The organism is Pseudomonas sp. SWRI77 (assembly GCF_014269105.1).
In the GTDB taxonomy this organism is placed as follows: domain Bacteria; phylum Pseudomonadota; class Gammaproteobacteria; order Pseudomonadales; family Pseudomonadaceae; genus Aquipseudomonas; species Aquipseudomonas capeferrum.
The window spans coordinates 69922-86122 of record NZ_JABWRV010000004.1 but is presented as its reverse complement, the minus strand read 5'-3'; the positions used below and the strand labels follow the sequence as shown (position 1 = coordinate 86122).

Sequence of the window (16201 nt, the reverse complement as noted above, 5' to 3'; positions counted from 1 at the left end):
AGGAGTGAAGCTTACAGGCCCTGTTTCAGGCTGGCTTCGAGGTATTCGTCGATGTCGCCGTCGAGCACCTTGTTGCAGTCGCTGCGCTCAACGTTGGTGCGCAGGTCCTTGATCCGCGACGCGTCGAGCACGTACGAGCGGATCTGGTGGCCCCAACCGATGTCCGACTTGCTGTCTTCCAGGGCTTGGGAAGCGGCGCTGCGCTTCTGCATTTCCAGCTCGTACAACTTGGCCCGCAGCATTTTCATGGCGGTGTCTTTGTTGGCGTGCTGGGAGCGTTCGTTCTGGCAGCTGACCACGGTGTTGGTCGGCACGTGGGTGATACGCACCGCCGAGTCGGTGGTGTTGACGTGCTGACCACCGGCACCGGAGGAGCGGTAGGTGTCGATGCGCAGGTCGGACGGGTTGATCTCGATCTCGACCTTGTCGTCGATTTCAGGCGATACGAACACGGCCGAGAACGAGGTGTGGCGACGAGCGCCGGAGTCGAACGGGCTCTTGCGCACCAGGCGGTGTACGCCGATTTCGGTACGCAGCCAGCCGAAGGCGTATTCGCCCTTGATGTGCACGGTAGCGCCCTTGATGCCGGCGACTTCACCTTCGGACAGTTCCATGATGGTGGCATCGAAGCCGCGCTTGTCCGCCCAGCGCAGGTACATGCGCAGCAGGATGTTGGCCCAGTCCTGGGCTTCGGTGCCGCCGGAACCGGCCTGGATGTCCAGGTAAGCGTTGTTCATGTCCATCTCGCCGCTGAACATGCGGCGGAATTCCAGCTGGGCGAGGGATTCTTCCAGGCGCTGCAGCTCGGCGACCACGTCGTCGACGGCGCCTTCGTCGTTCTCTTCGACGGCCATGTCCAGCAGGTCGCGGCAATCGCTCAGGCCACCGGCGAGTTCATCCAGTGTGCCGACGATGGTTTTCAGCGACGCAAGCTCACGGCCCAGTTCCTGGGCGTACTCAGGCTTGTTCCAGACGCTGGGGTCTTCCAGCTCGCGGTTGACTTCGATCAGGCGGTCATGCTTGTGATCGTAGTCAAAGATACCCCCGAATGGACTGGGAACGCTCGGTGAGGTCCTTGATGGTGTTCAGGATCGGTTGGATTTCCATGGGGGGAGGCTCTCGTGCGAATTCGGTGAAAAGCCTGCGAGTATAACTGACTCAGACGCGGGGCGGCAGACCCGCCGGGCGGTAGGTTTGGGGGATTTACGATGTGTTGGGCTATAGGCTTTCGGCGCCTGGGAGATCGAGCGCCGCGCGGGCGGCGCTCGATCTCGCCCTCAGGCAACCCCCACCTGATTACGCCCGCTGTTCTTGGCCTGGTACAAGCCCTTGTCCGCCGCCGAAATCAGCTGCCGGCAATGCCCGCCAACCGCCGGCGTCTGCGTCGCCAGGCCAATGCTCACGGTCAACCGCGCATCAGCCGCTGGCGCCGTATGGGCAATACCCAACCCCACCACGGTCTGGCGCAATTTCTCGGCAATCAGCCGCGCGCCCCCCGGGGATGTATTGGGCAGCACCAGGGCAAACTCCTCGCCCCCATAGCGCGCCGGCAGATCGGTCGGCCGCGAACACGAGCCGCGAATCGCTTCGGCCACCTGGCGCAACGCCTCGTCACCGGCCAGGTGACCGAAGTTATCGTTGTAGGCCTTGAAGTAGTCGACGTCGATCATCAGCAACGACAGCTGCTGCTGCTCGCGCATGGCCCGGCGCCATTCCAGCTCCAGGTACTCGTCGAAATGGCGCCGGTTGGAAAGCCCGGTCAGGCCATCGGAATTCATCAGCCGCTGCAGCATCAGGTTGGAATCGAGCAACTGTTGCTGGCTCACACGCAGGGCGCGGTAGGCTTCGTCACGCTGGAGCAAGGTCAGGTAGGAGCGTGAGTGGTAGCGAATACGCGCCACCAGCTCGATGTTGTCTGGCAACTTGACCAGGTAGTCGTTGGCCCCCGCAGCAAACGCCGCGCTCTTGACCAGCGGGTCTTCCTTGGTCGACAGCACGATGATCGGGATATCCTGGGTAACCGGGTTGTTGCGGTACTCGCGCACCAGGGTCAGCCCATCCAGGCCCGGCATGATCAGGTCCTGCAGGATGACCGTCGGCTTGATGCGCATGGCCTGTGCCACGGCCTGGTGCGGGTCGGCGCAGAAGTGGAAGTCGATGTTGTCTTCGTGGGCCAGGCCACGACGCACCGCTTCGCCGATCATCGCCTGATCGTCGACCAACAGGACCATCGCCGAATTTTCGTTGGCGGTCGCGAAACCTTCGATCGGTAGATCATTCATCCCTATTCACCTGATCACTGCCGGCCAGGCGGCGTGATTCAATACATATCGTCATTTTGCAAAGAATTCCATCAAGCGCCCGGCTATTCGCTCCAGCGGGCGGATTTCCACCGCCGCGTCGATCGCTGCGGCGGCCTTGGGCATGCCGTACACGGCACTGCTGGCCTGGTCCTGGGCGATGGTCAGGAAACCTTGCTGGCGCATCAGTTTCAGGCCCTGGGCACCATCGCGGCCCATGCCCGTGAGTAGCACACCTACGGCATCGCCGCTCCAGTAGCGCGCCACACTCTCGAAGAACACATCGATCGAGGGCCGGTAGATTTCGTTGACCGGTTCGGCAGTGTAGGCCAGCTGGCCGTTTTTCAGCAGGCGGATATGGTGGTTGGTGCCCGCCAGCAACACCTGCCCCGGTTGCGGCGGCTCGCCCTCGCAGGCCAGGCGCACCGGCAGGCCTGCTGCGCTGCTGAGCCATTCGGCCATGCCGGCGGCAAACACCTGGTCGACATGCTGGACCAGCACGATGGCCGCCGGAAATGCAGGGGGCAAGCCCTTGAGCAGCACCTCCAGGGCAGCCGGGCCGCCCGCCGACGAGCCAATGGCTACCAGCCCCCGGCGCTGTGATGCTTCGCGCAAGGGCGTGGCAACCGGGCGCGCGGCCGGGCTGCGCTGCTGGCCGATCAGCCAACTGATGTTGAGGATCTTGCGCAGCAACGGCGCCGCCGCCTCTCGGGCATCGCCCGCCCCCAGGGCCGGGGTATCGACCACATCCAGGGCGCCATGGCCCATGGCCTCGAATACCCGGTGCACGTTCTGTTTGCGGTCGACCGTGACGATCACGATGGCACAGGGGGTTTCGCCCATGATCCGCCGCGTCGCCTCCACCCCATCCATCACCGGCATGATCAGGTCCATGAGGATCAGGTCAGGCAGCTGCTCGGCGCAGCGCTGCACCGCCTCGGCGCCGTTGCCCGCCACCCAGATCACCTGGTGCGCAGGCTCGAAGGCCAGCGCCCGGCGTAACGCCTCGACCGCCATGGGCATGTCATTGACGATGGCGATCTTCACCCCTGGGCACCTCCGATCAACTCCACCACAGCATCCAGCAACGCATCGTCGTGGAAACTGGCCTTTGCCAAATAGTAGTCGGCGCCAGCATCCAGGCCTCGCCGTCGGTCTTCCTCACGGTCCTTGTACGACACCACCATCACCGGCAGCGATTGCAAGCGCTGGTCCCGGCGCACCAGGGTGACCAGCTCGATGCCATCCATGCGCGGCATGTCGATATCGGTGATCAACAAGTCGAAGTCGTCGCCGCGCAACGCGTTCCAGCCGTCCATGCCATCTACCGCCACCGCCACGTCGTAACCGCGGTTGCCCAGCAGCTTGCGCTGCAGCTCGCGCACGGTGAGCGAGTCGTCGACCACCAGAATGCGCTTGCGCGCTGCGCCACGGGCGCCACTGCTGCCCCGCTCGATGCGCTCCAGGCTGCCGGTACTGAGCAGTTTTTCCACCGAGCGCAGCAAGTCTTCGACGTCGATGATCAACACCACCGAGCCGTCGTCGAGCAAGGCACCGGAGGAGATGTCCTGGACCTTGCCCAGGCGCGGGTCGAGGGGCATCACCACCAGCACCCGCTCGCCGATCAAGCGTTCTACGGCAACCCCGTAGAGTTGCTCGCGCTCGCGGATCACCACCACCCGCAGGCTGCGCTCATCGTCCTGCCCTGCCGGGCGGTTGAGCAACTGGCTTGCCGCCACCAGGCCGATGTGTCGCCCTTCGTGCCAGAAGTGCTGGCGCCCTTCGATCTGCACGATCTGTTCGGCGGTCACCTCCAAGGTGCGTTCGATATGCGCAAGCGGGAAGGCATACGCTTCGCCGCCCACCTCCACCACCAGGCTGCGCACCACCGACAGGGTCAGCGGCACCTGCAGGTGGAAGCGGCAGCCCTGCCCCGCCAATTGCGTCAACTCGATCGAGCCGCGCAGCTCGCGGATCATGTGCTGCACGGCATCCAGGCCAACCCCGCGCCCCGACACCTCGGTCACGGTGTCGCGCAGGCTGAAACCGGGCAGGAACAGGAACGTCATCAGCTCCGCCTCGCTCATCCGGGCCACCGTGTCGGCCGGCGACATGGCACGCTCGACGATAGCGCTGCGCAGGCGCTCAAGGTCGATACCGGCGCCATCGTCGATCAGCTCTAGGCTGAGCATGCCGGCCTGGTGCGAGGCGCGCAGGCGAATCACGCCCTCCTGCGCCTTGCCTGCCAGCAGGCGCCGCTCGGGCAGTTCGATGCCGTGGTCGACCGCATTGCGCAGCAGGTGGGTCAGCGGTGCTTCGAGTTTTTCCAGCACATCGCGGTCGACCTGGGTTTTTTCGCCTTCGATGACCAGGCGCACCGGCTTGCCCAGGGAGCGCCCAAGGTCACGGACCATGCGGCTCTGCCCGGCCAGTACGTCAGCGAAAGGCCGCATCCGGCAGGCCAGGGCGGTGTCATAGAGCAATTGTGCGCGCTGGCTGGCCTGCCAGCCGAATTCGTCAAGGTCGGCGGCCTGCTGCTGCAAAATCTGCTGGGTTTCGGCCAACAGGCGCTGGGTCTGGGCCAGGGCTTCGAGCACTTCGCTGCTCTGGCCACTGTCTTCCAGTTGCATGCGCAAGCCATCGAGGGCCTGCATGCCTTGGCCATGCATGCGCTTGAGGCGCTGCAAGGTGGCCAGGTAAGGCTTGAGCCGCTGGGTTTCCACCAGCGACTTGCTGGACAGGTCGAGCAAGCTGTTGAGGCGGTCGGCGGTGACCCGCAGCACCCGCTCTGCGCCTTCGCCAGCGCGTTTGCCAGCCTTGCGCCGGGGCACGGGTTCAAGCTCGAACTCCGCCTCCATGGGCTCCGCCAAGGGCTCGATGGGCGTTGCTCGTACAGACACTGTCGGCAGGGCCGCTGGCCTATGCGCTGGCGCGGCGCCTGGGTCCAGCAAGCTGGCCATCTGTGCGAGAAACACCGGCAGCGTCGCTTGCGCGGCGGTGTCGCCTGGCGTGGCGATGCGCATCAACAGGTCGGTACCCTGCAGCAGCGCATCGATATGCTCGGCACCCAGCCGCAAGCGGCCTTCCTGGGCAGCCACCAGGCAATCTTCCATTACATGGGCAACGCTGACGCCAGCGTCTACCCCGACAATGCGCGCGGCCCCCTTCAGGGAGTGGGCCGCGCGCATGCAGGCTTCCAACTGGTCGGCCTGGGTGGGGTTGCGCTCCAGGGCCATCAGGCCGGCGCTGAGTACCTGGGTCTGCGCCTCGGCCTCCAGGCTGAACAGCTCGAGCAACGATGCGTCGCGCATTTGCTCTGGGGTCATGACAGGCTCCGCTGCACGGCAGACAGTAATTGTTGATCGTCCAGCACGCGCACGCTGCGGCCACGCCACTGCAGCACCGCTGCGGTGAAGCGCGTGGTGTCCTGGCCGCTGTCCAGCAACGCCGGGTCAAGCCGATGAATGCCGTCGATCTCTTCGACTGCCATCACCACCGGCCCACCTTCGGCGGCCAGGATCAGCATGCGCGGCATCTCGCGGCCGCTGCGCTGTTGCCCGGCAGTCGGTTGCCCCCCCAGCAGGTCAGCCAGCGAAAGGCACGGCACCAACGCGCCCCGCACGTTGGCGACGCCTTGCAATACCCGCGAACGCTGGTGCGGTAGCGAGTGCACCGCCTGCAAGGGCGCGATCTCTGCCAGGCAGGCGGTCGCCAGGGCCAGCCATTCTTCGCCGAGCCTGAACAACAGCAGGGAGTGGCCGACAGATTGCTCGGCGGCTTGCGCCGCAACGGCCTGGTCATCCTGCAGCAGGGCGTAACGGTCGAGCAGGCGCGTGGCGGCAGCGGCATAGACGTCGCAGTTGCGGCAATGGATGTGCTGCTCCAGCAGCGGGCACTGTTTGTCACCGTGCACGCCGATGCGGTTCCAGCAGTCGTCGATGCGCTCGTCGGCCTGGGCAAGCAGTTGCATCGCGGATTCCCCCCTCATCGTTCAGACTCCCGACCGACCCGTGCGGCACGCGCCTGCAAACGCTGCGCGCCGGCCAGGTCGCCTTGGGCCGCGAGCAACGCCGCCAGGTGTACCAGGGCTTCGGGGTGCTGCGGTTCGAGGTACAGGGCCTTGCGATAATGGGTAAGCGCCTGGCCGGCATCGCCTTCGGTATCGCTGAGCAACCCCAGCCAGTAGTAAACCTGCGCGGTCGGCGCGAACTGGCTCAAGTAACGCTGGCAAGCGGCGCGCGCCTGCGCACTGGCACCGGCGTTGGCATGCCGGGCAATGCTGGCCAGCAGTTCGGCCTCGCTCTCGCCCATGCTGTCGTGCGGCAGTGGCGCCTTGGCAGCGGCCACAAGGGGCCGCAACGGCCGCGTCAGTGACGGGGTGGGCGGCGGGTACACGGGCATGGCCAAAGGCGGCAGCGTGCGCCTGGCGGGTGGCGCGCTCGGCGTGGCGACCGGCGCGCTGTCGCCCTCCTGGCGCACGTAGGCGAACGACTGCGCAATGCCCAACGGGCGCATCCCCAGCCGCGCCAGCAAGCTGCCTTCGGCAGGCCCGATAAACAGCACGCCCTGCGCGTGAGTCAGGCGCTTGAGCACCTCGAACACCCGCTGCTGCGTGGGCACGTCGAAATAGATCAACAGGTTGCGGCAGAACACGAAATCGTACAGGCCATCGCGGCTGGCCAGTGCCGGATCCAGCACATTGCCTACCTGCAGGCTGACCTGCTGGCGCACCCGGCCTTGCAAGCGGTGGCCGTCATCGAGCGCATCGAAAAAGCGCTCGCGAAAACCCAGGTCGCTGCCGCGAAAGGCATTGCGCCCATAAACCGCCTGTTCGCCCTTGGCCACCGAAATGGGGCTGATATCGATGCCGTCGATCATGAACGAGCCAGGGCTCATGCCGCCATCCAGCAGCGCCATGGCCAGTGAATAGGGTTCTTCGCCGGTCGAGCACGGCAGACTGAGCAGCCGCACCGGGCGTGCGCCGGCCAGCTGGGCCAGGCGTTTATGGGCAAGCCCGACCAGGGCCGTGAACGATTCGGGGTATCGGAAGAACCAGGTCTCGGGGACGATGACCGCCTCGATCAATGCCTGTTGCTCGTCCGCCGATTGCTGCAGGCGCAGCCAGTAATCGTCCAGGTCTGCCGCGTTCACGGCAACGCAGCGCTGGCGCAAGGCGCGCTCGACCATGGACGCCCCCACCGACTCCACATCCAGGCCGATGCGCTCGCGCAGGTAGCGGAAGAAACGCTGTTCAGTCATGTCGGCACTCCTTGCCCTGGTGCACCGCTGTGATCGGCAAACACCAGCTCGCGCACGGCGTCCGTCAGCAGGTCATCGACTTCGATGAGTTGCAACAGGCCCAGGTGGTCCTGGCGCACCGGGCCCAGGTAGGGAGCGTCGGCATTGTCCAGGCCATACGGCTGGAATTCTTCGCGGCGGCAGCGCAAGGTTTCGGTCGCCTGCTCAAGGATCAGCCCGAGTTGCAGGTTGCCCCGGTAACGCACCAGCACCAGACGCGTGCTGGTACGTTGCGCTGCTGCCTGGCCAAAGCTCAGCGCCGACAGGTCGACCACCGGCACCAGCGCGCCGCGGTGCGCGAGAATACCTGCGACCCACGCCGGCGCCTGGGCGATCGGCTTCAGCGGCCGACGCGGCAGCACCTCGACCACCTCGTGCACGTCCAGGGCAAAGCGCTGATCAGCGATACGAAACAGCAGGTACAACGTGCCCTTGGCGTCGCTCGCCCGAGCAGCGTGGGGTTGCAAGTCGTTCATCGCCGTCAGACTTTGAAGCGCGACACGCCGCCGCGCAGGCCTGCGGCCACCTGGCTGAGCTCGTCAATGGCAAAACTGGCCTGGCGCAGCGACTCGACCGTCTGGGTACTGGCATCGCTGAGCTGGGCCAGTGCCTGGTTGATCTGCTCGGCGCCGGTGGCCTGGGCCTGCATGCCTTCGTTGACCATCAACACACGCGGCGCCAGGGCCTGCACCTGATGGATGATCTGGCTGAGCTGCTCGCCCACCTGCTGGACCTCGAACATGCCGCGGCGCACTTCTTCGGAAAACTTGTCCATGCCCATTACCCCGGCCGAGACAGCCGACTGGATCTCGCGCACCATCTGCTCGATGTCGTAGGTGGCCACGGCAGTCTGGTCGGCCAGGCGGCGCACTTCAGTGGCCACCACGGCGAAGCCACGACCGTACTCGCCGGCTTTTTCAGCCTCGATGGCGGCATTGAGCGACAACAGGTTGGTCTGGTCGGCCACCTTGACGATGGTCACTACCATCTGGGTGATATTGCTGGCCTTCTCATTGAGGATGCCGAGCTTGGCATTGACCAGGTCGGCGGCGCCCATCACCTGGTGCATGGTCTCTTCCATGCGGGCCAAGCCTTGCTGGCCGGAGCCGGCCAGGCTCGAAGCCTGATCGGCGGCAGAGGTGACCTCGGTCATGGTGCGTACCAGGTCACGCGAGGTGGCGGCGATTTCCCGCGAGGTGGCGCCGATTTCAGTAGTGGTCGCGGCGGTCTCGGTCGCGGTGGCCTGCTGCTGCTTGGAGGTGGCGGCGATCTCGGTCACCGAGGTGGTCACCTGCACCGATGAACGCTGGGCCTGGGACACCAGGTTGGCCAGCGCCTCGGCCATCTCGTTGAAACCGCTTTCGATGGCGCCGAACTCGTCCTTGCGGTCCAGGCTCAGGCGCATGCTCAGGTCACCCGAGCGCAGCCGGTCGAGGGCGTGGACGATGCGCTGCATGGGCGCACTGATGGCGCGCATCAGCAGCAGCCCGCAGATGCCGGCGGCAACGATTGCCAGCAGCAGCGAAATCATCATGCTGCCCTTGGCCGTGCTCACGGCGCTGACGATGTCGTGGGTGGCGGCTTCGGCCGAGGCCCGGTTGTTCTCGATCACATCGTTCAGGTGCTGGCGGCCATCGACCCAGGCCGGGGTGAGCACCTCGTTGATCAGCCGTTCGGCTTCGACATAATTGCGCTGGCGGTAGGTGTCCAGCACCTGGCCGACGATCTTGATGTAGTTTTCTTCCAGCTGCACGAAGCTATCGAAACGCGTCTGGTCATCGCGGTCCTGAATGGTCTCCTGGTAGCTGGCCATATGTTGCTTGAGGCGATCCTCGAAGCTCTTGAACAGCTCCAAGTCCGCCGACGTGATTTCGCGATGGTTGGACAAACCCACCAGCTGCTGGCTGGTGACGTAGCTGTCGACCCAGGCACTGCGAATCATCGAGCTGTAGTAGACCCCGGGGATGCTGTCGGTGCCCACTGCCTGCTCGGCACTTTCGATCGCCACCAACCGCGAGTAGGCGGCGACGATCATCAGCAGCATGATGGCGATGATCACGGCGAAACTTGCCAGGATCCGTTGGCGCAACGTCCAGTTCTTCACATTCAGCCCTCAGGAATTCACAACGAGCGGGGAAAATCGCCGAAGTATAGCCCAGGCATCCTACGCTTTTGCGGCTGAAATGCGGGGTATTCAGGCATCCTTGCCTGATGGACAAGCCAAGCCGTGTGCTATTGGCCTGCGCCAAGCCGTACCTGGTTCTCCAGTTCCTGGCGCAAGGCTGGGTCCAGGCGCAACTGGCGGGCCAGTTCGTCCAGGTAGGCACGTTCCATGAAATGCTCCTGGTCGACCATCATCACGCTGGCCAGGTACATCTCGGCGGCCATTTCCGGCGTTTGCGCGGCACGCGCCACCTCGGCCGGGTCCAGCGGTTTGTTCAGCTCGGCGTGCAGCCATTGCTGCAGTTCGCCGTCCGTGTCCAGGCGGGTGAATTCGCCTTCGATCAAGGCCCGCTCGCGCTCGTCGATATGGCCATCGGACTTGGCCGCTGCCACCAGCGCCCGCAGCACCGCCTGGCTGTGCTGCTCGGCTTGGGCCGGCGGCAGGCGGTCGAGGGTCTGCGGCTCGGGCGCTTGACCTGCCCCCTGCTGGCGCGCCTGCCAGTTGCCATAGGCCTTGTAGGCCAACACCCCGAGTGCAGCGAGGCCACCGTACGTCAGGGCCTTGCCGCCGTATTTGCGGGCCTTCTTGTTACCCAGCAACAGGCCCAGCGCCCCTGCCCCCAAAGCGCCGCCGCCGACACCGGACAACAGGCTGCCGAGGCCGCCGGCGCCCGCGCCTGGCTTGCCTGAGCCCGCTTTGCCGGCCTGGCTGTCGAGCAGTTGCTGGCCAGACTTGAGCAGTTGATCGAGCAGTCCGCGGGTGTTCATTGAAGTGCCTCCAGACGTTGCAAAAGGACAGCCAGATTAAGCCTTGCCCGAGCGATCGCCACGGGGGGATTTGCTTCCGGATGTTGCATTGGCCAGCAAAAAGCCAACTAGACTCGATATCGCCAATACCTCGCACAATCGCACTACGCTTATAACAAGCGTTTCACGGCTTGCTTGATGACTGCCCCGACCAAGATCTCCAATAAGAGGGAACACCATGTCAGCGCACAACACCGCATTGCTCGGCGCCCTGACCGGCGCGTTGCTGGCCAGCGCCAGCCTGCAGGCCGCCGAACCGCTCAAGGCCCTGGGGGCCGGCGAGGGGCGCCTGGATATCGTCGCCTGGCCCGGTTACATCGAGCGCGGTGAAAGCGACAAAGCCTACGATTGGGTCACCGGCTTTGAAAAGGAAACCGGCTGCAAGGTCAGCGTCAAGACGGCCGCCACCTCTGATGAAATGGTCAGCCTGATGACCAAGGGCGGCTACGACCTGGTCACGGCCTCGGGCGATGCGTCGCTGCGGCTGATCGCCGGCAAGCGGGTGCAACCGATCAACACTGCGCTGATCCCCAACTGGAAGAACATCGACCCGCGCCTGCAAAACGGTGGCTGGTACGTGGTCGACAAGCAAGCCTACGGCACCCCATACCAGTGGGGGCCGAATGTGCTGCTGTACAGCACGCAGGTGTTCAAGCAGGCGCCAACCAGCTGGGGTGTGGTCTTCGAGCCGCAGGACCTGCCCGATGGCAAGCCGAACAAAGGCCGCGTGCAAGCCTACGACGGGCCGATCTACATCGCCGATGCGGCGCTGTACCTGAAGTCGGCCAAGCCGGAACTGGGTATCCAGGACCCCTACGAACTGAACGAAACCCAGTACAAGGCCGTGCTCGAACTGTTGCGCCAGCAACAGCCGCTGATCCACCGCTACTGGCATGACGCCACGGTGCAGATGAGCGATGTGAAGAACGAAGGCGTGGCCGCCTCCAGCTCCTGGGGCTACATGGTCAACGGCCTGAAAGCAGAGAACCAGCCGGTGGCCTCTACCATACCCAAGGAGGGCGCCACGGGCTGGGCCGACACCACCATGTTGCACAGCGAGGCCAAACACCCCAACTGCGCCTACAAGTGGATGGACTGGTCATTGCAACCGAAGGTGCAGGGTGATGTGGCCGCCTGGTTCGGCTCATTGCCAGCGGTGCCGGCGGCCTGCACCGGCAGCGAACTGCTGGGCGCCGAAGGCTGCAAGACCAATGGTTTCGACAACTTCGACAAGATCGCCTTCTGGAAGACGCCGCAGGCGCAGGGCGGCAAGTTCGTGCCTTATAGCCGCTGGACGCAGGACTACATCGCGATCATGGGCGGGCGCTGAGGTCGATTGAGCCTGTACCGGCCTATTCGCGCTGCAGCCCCGCGAAAGATCCGGTACAGGCAACACAGCAACAACTGAGTACCGGCCATGCCCCTAGCAGTCCAGTTCACCCAGGTTTCCCGCACCTTCGGCGAGGTCAAGGCCGTCGACCAGGTCAGCATCGACATCATGGATGGCGAGTTCTTCTCCATGCTCGGCCCCTCCGGGTCGGGCAAGACCACCTGCCTGCGCCTGATCGCAGGCTTCGAGCACCCCGACAACGGTTCGATTCGCATCCATGGCGTGGAAGCCGCCGGGGTGCCGCCCTACCAACGCGACGTCAATACCGTGTTCCAGGACTATGCGCTGTTCCCGCACATGAACGTGCGCGACAACATCGCCTATGGCCTCAAGGTCAAAGGCGTGGCCAAGGCCGAACGGCATGCCCGCGCCGACGAGGCCCTGGCCATGGTGGCGCTGACCGGTTACGGTGCGCGCAAACCGGCGCAGCTGTCCGGCGGCCAGCGCCAGCGCGTCGCCCTCGCCCGCGCCTTGGTCAACCGCCCACGGGTGCTGCTGCTCGACGAACCGCTGGGGGCGCTGGACTTGAAGCTGCGCGAACAGATGCAGGGCGAACTGAAAAAGCTGCAGCGCCAGCTGGGCATCACCTTCATCTTCGTCACCCACGACCAGACCGAAGCCCTGTCGATGTCCGACCGCGTGGCGGTGTTCAACCGCGGCCGCATCGAACAGGTCGACACCCCGCGCAACCTGTACATGCAGCCGGCTACTACCTTCGTCGCCGAATTCGTCGGCACCTCGAATGTGGTGCGTGGCGAGCTGGCCGAGCAGCTCAACGGCAGCCCTGCGCCGTTTTCCATCCGCCCCGAGCATATCCGCCTGGGTGAACAAGCCGCCGACAGCCATGAGGTGCAGGTCAGCGGCCTGCTGCACGATGTGCAGTACCAGGGCAGCGCCACCCGCTTCGAACTGCAGTTGGACAGCGGCCAGCTGTTGACGGTGAGCCAGGCCAACGACCGCTGGCAGGCCCACGCGCAAACCTGGCAGGCCGGCCAGCGGGTGCAGGCGCGCTGGCCCCGTGAAGCGATGACGGCACTGCTGGAAACCGTGCTCGACGAGGGCCGCTGAGATGAACGCGCGTCTTGCCAACCCAGGCCCGTTGCGCCGCTTTGCCAACCTGCTGTACCGGCGGCCCAACCTCTACCTGACGCTGCTGCTGATCCCGCCGTTGACCTGGTTCGGGGCGATCTACCTGGGCTCGTTGCTGAACCTGCTGTGGCAAGGCTTCTATACCTTCGACGACTTCACCATGGCGGTGACCCCGGACCTGACCCTGGGCAACTTCGCTGCGCTGTTCAACCCGTCGAACTTCGACATCATCCTGCGCACCCTGGGCATGGCCGTGGCGGTGTCGCTGGCCAGCGCGGTACTGGCCTTCCCCATTGCCTATTACATGGCGCGCTACACCAGCGGCAAAACCAAGGCATTCTTCTACATCGCTGTGATGATGCCGATGTGGGCCAGCTACATCGTCAAGACCTATGCCTGGACCCTGCTGCTGGCCAAGGGCGGCGTGGCCCAGTGGTTCGTCCAGTTGCTGCACCTGGATGGCCTGCTGCAGGCGCTGTTGACGGTGCCAGGCATTGGCGGCAGCACCCTGTCGACATCACACCTGGGGCGTTTCATGGTGTTCGTGTACATCTGGCTGCCGTTCATGATCCTGCCGATCCAGGCCTCGCTGGAGCGTCTGCCGCCATCGTTGCTACAGGCCTCGGCAGACCTGGGGGCAAGGCCCGGGCAAACCTTCTGGCAGGTGACCCTGCCGCTGTCGATCCCCGGTATTGCCGCAGGCTCGATCTTCACCTTCTCGCTGACCCTGGGCGACTTCATCGTGCCGCAGCTGGTCGGCCCGCCCGGCTACTTCATCGGCAGCATGGTCTACGCCCAGCAAGGGGCGATCGGCAACATGCCGATGGCCGCCGCGTTCACCCTGGTGCCCATCGTGCTGATTGCGCTGTACCTCTCCATCGTCAAGCGCCTGGGGGCATTCGATGCACTCTGAACATGCATCAATGGGTCTGCGCCTGGCGGCCTGGGGCGGGTTGCTGTTCCTGCACTTCCCGATCCTGATCATCGTCCTCTACGCCTTCAACACCGAAGACGCAGCGTTCAGCTTCCCACCCAAGGGGTTCACCCTGAAGTGGTTCACCGTGGCCTTCGCCCGCCCCGACGTGCTCGAAGCCATCAAGCTGTCGCTGCAGGTCGCCTGCCTGGCCACGTTGATCGCCCTGGTGCTCGGCACCCTGGCCTCGGCAGCGCTGTACCGGCGCAGTTTTTTTGGCAAGGAAGGTATTTCGCTGATGCTGATCCTGCCGATTGCCCTGCCTGGCATCATCACCGGTATCGCCCTGCTCTCGGCGTTCAAGCGCCTGGGCATCGAGCCTGGCCTGTTCACCATCGTGGTCGGCCACGCCACCTTCTGTGTGGTGATCGTCTACAACAACGTCATCGCCCGTCTGCGGCGGACCTCGCAAAGCTTGATCGAGGCCTCGATGGACCTTGGCGCAGACGGCTGGCAAACCTTCCGCTACATCATCCTGCCCAACCTCGGCTCGGCGCTGCTGGCAGGCGGCATGCTGGCCTTCGCGTTGTCGTTCGACGAAATCATCGTTACCACCTTCACCGCCGGCCACGAACGCACCCTGCCGATCTGGTTGCTCAACCAGCTCAGCCGCCCACGCGACGTGCCGGTGACCAACGTGGTCGCCATGCTGGTGATGCTGGTGACCATGCTGCCGATCCTTGGCGCCTATTACCTGACCCGCGGCGGCGAAAGCGTGGCGGGCAGCGGCAAATGACCCTGGAGGAGTCCCTCATGCAAACGCACATGCTGATCAACGGTCGCCTGGTAGCTGGCGACGGGCCGGCCTGGACCGTGCTCAACCCCGCCCTGGGCAGCGCCCTGGCGCAGATCAACGAGGCCACCGAGGCCCAGGTCGACAGCGCCGTGCGTGCCGCCGACCTGGCCTTCGACAGCTGGTCGCAGGCCAGCCCCAAAGACCGTTCCCTGGCGCTGCTGGCGCTGGCTGACACCATCGAGCAGCATGGCGAAGAACTGGCCCGGCTCGAATCGCAGAATTGCGGCAAGCCTTTCAGCGCGGCACTGAATGACGAAATACCGGCGATCGCCGATGTCTTCCGTTTTTTTGCCGGCGCAGCGCGCTGCCTGGGCGGCTCGGCGGCCGGTGAGTACCTGCCGGGGCACACATCGATGATCCGCCGCGACCCGCTGGGCGTGGTCGCCTCGATCGCGCCGTGGAACTACCCGCTGATGATGCTGGCCTGGAAGGTCGCACCGGCACTGGCCGCCGGTAACACGGTGGTAATCAAACCGTCCGAACTGACGCCGCTGACCGCGCTGCGCCTGGGCGAACTGGCCCAGGGCCTGCTGCCGCCCGGCGTGCTCAACATTCTCTTCGGCCGCGGCCAGACAGTCGGCACGCCACTGGTTACCCATCCGAAAGTGCGCATGGTGTCACTGACCGGCTCGATCCCTACCGGCGCGCACATCATCAGCGCCACGGCCGACAGCGTGAAACGCATGCACATGGAGCTGGGCGGCAAAGCGCCGGTGCTGGTGTTCGACGATGCCGACATTGACGCCGCCATCGACGGTATCCGCACGTTCGGCTTCTACAACGCCGGCCAGGACTGCACTGCAGCCTGCCGCCTGTATGTGCAGGAGGGTATTTACGAGCAGTTCGTGCAGCGCCTGGGCGACGCCGTCGCCAGCCTCAAGCACGGTTTGCAGGATGCCGAGGACACCGAGCTGGGGCCACTGATCAGCGCGCAACACCGCGACAAGGTTGCCGGGCTGGTGCAGCGTGCCATTGCCCAGCCACATATCCGCCTGGTGACCGGCGGCAAGGCGATTGACGGCGACGGCTTCTTTTTCGAGCCGACCGTACTGGCCGATGCCCTGCAGGATGACGAGATCGTGCGCAACGAAGTGTTCGGCCCAGTGGTGTCGGTGACCCGTTTTACTGACGAGGCCCAAGCGCTGGAATGGGCCAATGACTCCAATTATGGCCTGGCATCATCGGTGTGGACCAGCGACACCGGCCGCGCTCATCGCCTGGCGGCGCGGCTGCAGTATGGCTGCACGTGGGTGAATACCCATTTCATGCTGGTCAGCGAAATGCCCCATGGCGGGCAGAAGCATTCGGGTTATGGGAAGGATATGTCGGTGTATGGGCTGGAGGACTACACCTGCGTGCGGCATGTGATGATCAAGCATTGAGAC

At 64.8% G+C, this 16201-nt stretch carries 14 protein-coding genes; 5 read left to right on the top strand and 9 right to left on the bottom strand.

Going from position 1 to position 16201, the window contains the following annotated elements; genetic code table 11:
* Window positions 1-11: 11 nt before the first annotated feature.
* From prfB to HU766_RS05620, 9 genes are all read right to left on the bottom strand, one after another.
* Window positions 12-1107, bottom strand: a protein-coding gene (gene prfB, locus HU766_RS05660; protein ID WP_143500723.1) for a peptide chain release factor 2 whose coding sequence is annotated in 2 segments (ribosomal slippage) — window positions 12-1034 and window positions 1036-1107 — 1095 coding nt in all. Because the reading frame shifts where the segments join, the coding sequence is not laid out codon by codon here.
* Between the two features lie 170 nt (window positions 1108-1277).
* A complete protein-coding gene (wspR, locus tag HU766_RS05655; RefSeq protein WP_186654387.1) occupies window positions 1278-2282 on the bottom strand; it encodes a Wsp signal transduction system regulator diguanylate cyclase WspR in 1005 nt (334 codons plus the stop codon).
* Window positions 2283-2333: 51 nt separating this feature from the next.
* The gene (wspF, locus tag HU766_RS05650; protein WP_186654384.1) at window positions 2334-3347 is read right to left on the bottom strand and encodes a Wsp signal transduction system protein-glutamate methylesterase WspF; all 1014 of its coding nucleotides are present in this window, start codon (window positions 3345-3347) and stop codon (window positions 2334-2336) included.
* The gene (locus HU766_RS05645) at window positions 3344-5626 is read right to left on the bottom strand and encodes a hybrid sensor histidine kinase/response regulator (protein ID WP_186654382.1); all 2283 of its coding nucleotides are present in this window, start codon (window positions 5624-5626) and stop codon (window positions 3344-3346) included. The genes wspF and HU766_RS05645 overlap by 4 nt, the downstream gene beginning before the upstream one ends.
* Window positions 5623-6288: a chemotaxis protein CheW gene (locus HU766_RS05640; RefSeq protein ID WP_186654379.1), complete on the bottom strand. Its 666-nt coding sequence runs from the start codon at window positions 6286-6288 to the stop codon at window positions 5623-5625. The genes HU766_RS05645 and HU766_RS05640 overlap by 4 nt, the downstream gene beginning before the upstream one ends.
* Complete coding sequence (locus tag HU766_RS05635; protein WP_186654377.1) at window positions 6285-7559, bottom strand: CheR family methyltransferase; 1275 nt, start codon at window positions 7557-7559, stop codon at window positions 6285-6287. Before HU766_RS05635 ends, HU766_RS05640 begins: the two co-directional genes overlap by 4 nt.
* The gene (locus HU766_RS05630; RefSeq protein WP_047581546.1) at window positions 7556-8074 is read right to left on the bottom strand and encodes a chemotaxis protein CheW; all 519 of its coding nucleotides are present in this window, start codon (window positions 8072-8074) and stop codon (window positions 7556-7558) included. The genes HU766_RS05635 and HU766_RS05630 overlap by 4 nt, the downstream gene beginning before the upstream one ends.
* 5 nt (window positions 8075-8079) lie before the next feature.
* A complete protein-coding gene (locus HU766_RS05625; RefSeq protein ID WP_186654373.1) occupies window positions 8080-9702 on the bottom strand; it encodes a methyl-accepting chemotaxis protein in 1623 nt (540 codons plus the stop codon).
* Window positions 9703-9830: 128 nt separating this feature from the next.
* Window positions 9831-10529, bottom strand: a complete 699-nt coding sequence (locus HU766_RS05620) for a tellurite resistance TerB family protein (RefSeq protein WP_186654369.1) — start codon at window positions 10527-10529, stop codon at window positions 9831-9833.
* Window positions 10530-10746: 217 nt separating this feature from the next.
* Between HU766_RS05620 and ydcS the strand changes: the two genes are divergently transcribed.
* From ydcS to HU766_RS05595, 5 genes are all read left to right on the top strand, one after another.
* A complete protein-coding gene (ydcS, locus tag HU766_RS05615; RefSeq protein WP_186654365.1) occupies window positions 10747-11898 on the top strand; it encodes a putative ABC transporter substrate-binding protein YdcS in 1152 nt (383 codons plus the stop codon).
* Between the two features lie 87 nt (window positions 11899-11985).
* A complete protein-coding gene (locus tag HU766_RS05610; protein ID WP_186654363.1) occupies window positions 11986-13026 on the top strand; it encodes an ABC transporter ATP-binding protein in 1041 nt (346 codons plus the stop codon).
* Between the two features lies 1 nt (window position 13027).
* Window positions 13028-13960 (top strand): ABC transporter permease, encoded by a 933-nt coding sequence (locus tag HU766_RS05605; RefSeq protein ID WP_095064075.1) that lies wholly within the window; start codon window positions 13028-13030, stop codon window positions 13958-13960.
* Window positions 13950-14756 (top strand): ABC transporter permease, encoded by an 807-nt coding sequence (locus HU766_RS05600; protein ID WP_033700942.1) that lies wholly within the window; start codon window positions 13950-13952, stop codon window positions 14754-14756. The genes HU766_RS05605 and HU766_RS05600 overlap by 11 nt, the downstream gene beginning before the upstream one ends.
* A 17-nt stretch (window positions 14757-14773) precedes the next feature.
* Complete coding sequence (locus tag HU766_RS05595; protein WP_186654361.1) at window positions 14774-16198, top strand: gamma-aminobutyraldehyde dehydrogenase; 1425 nt, start codon at window positions 14774-14776, stop codon at window positions 16196-16198.
* Window positions 16199-16201: the final 3 nt, after the last annotated feature.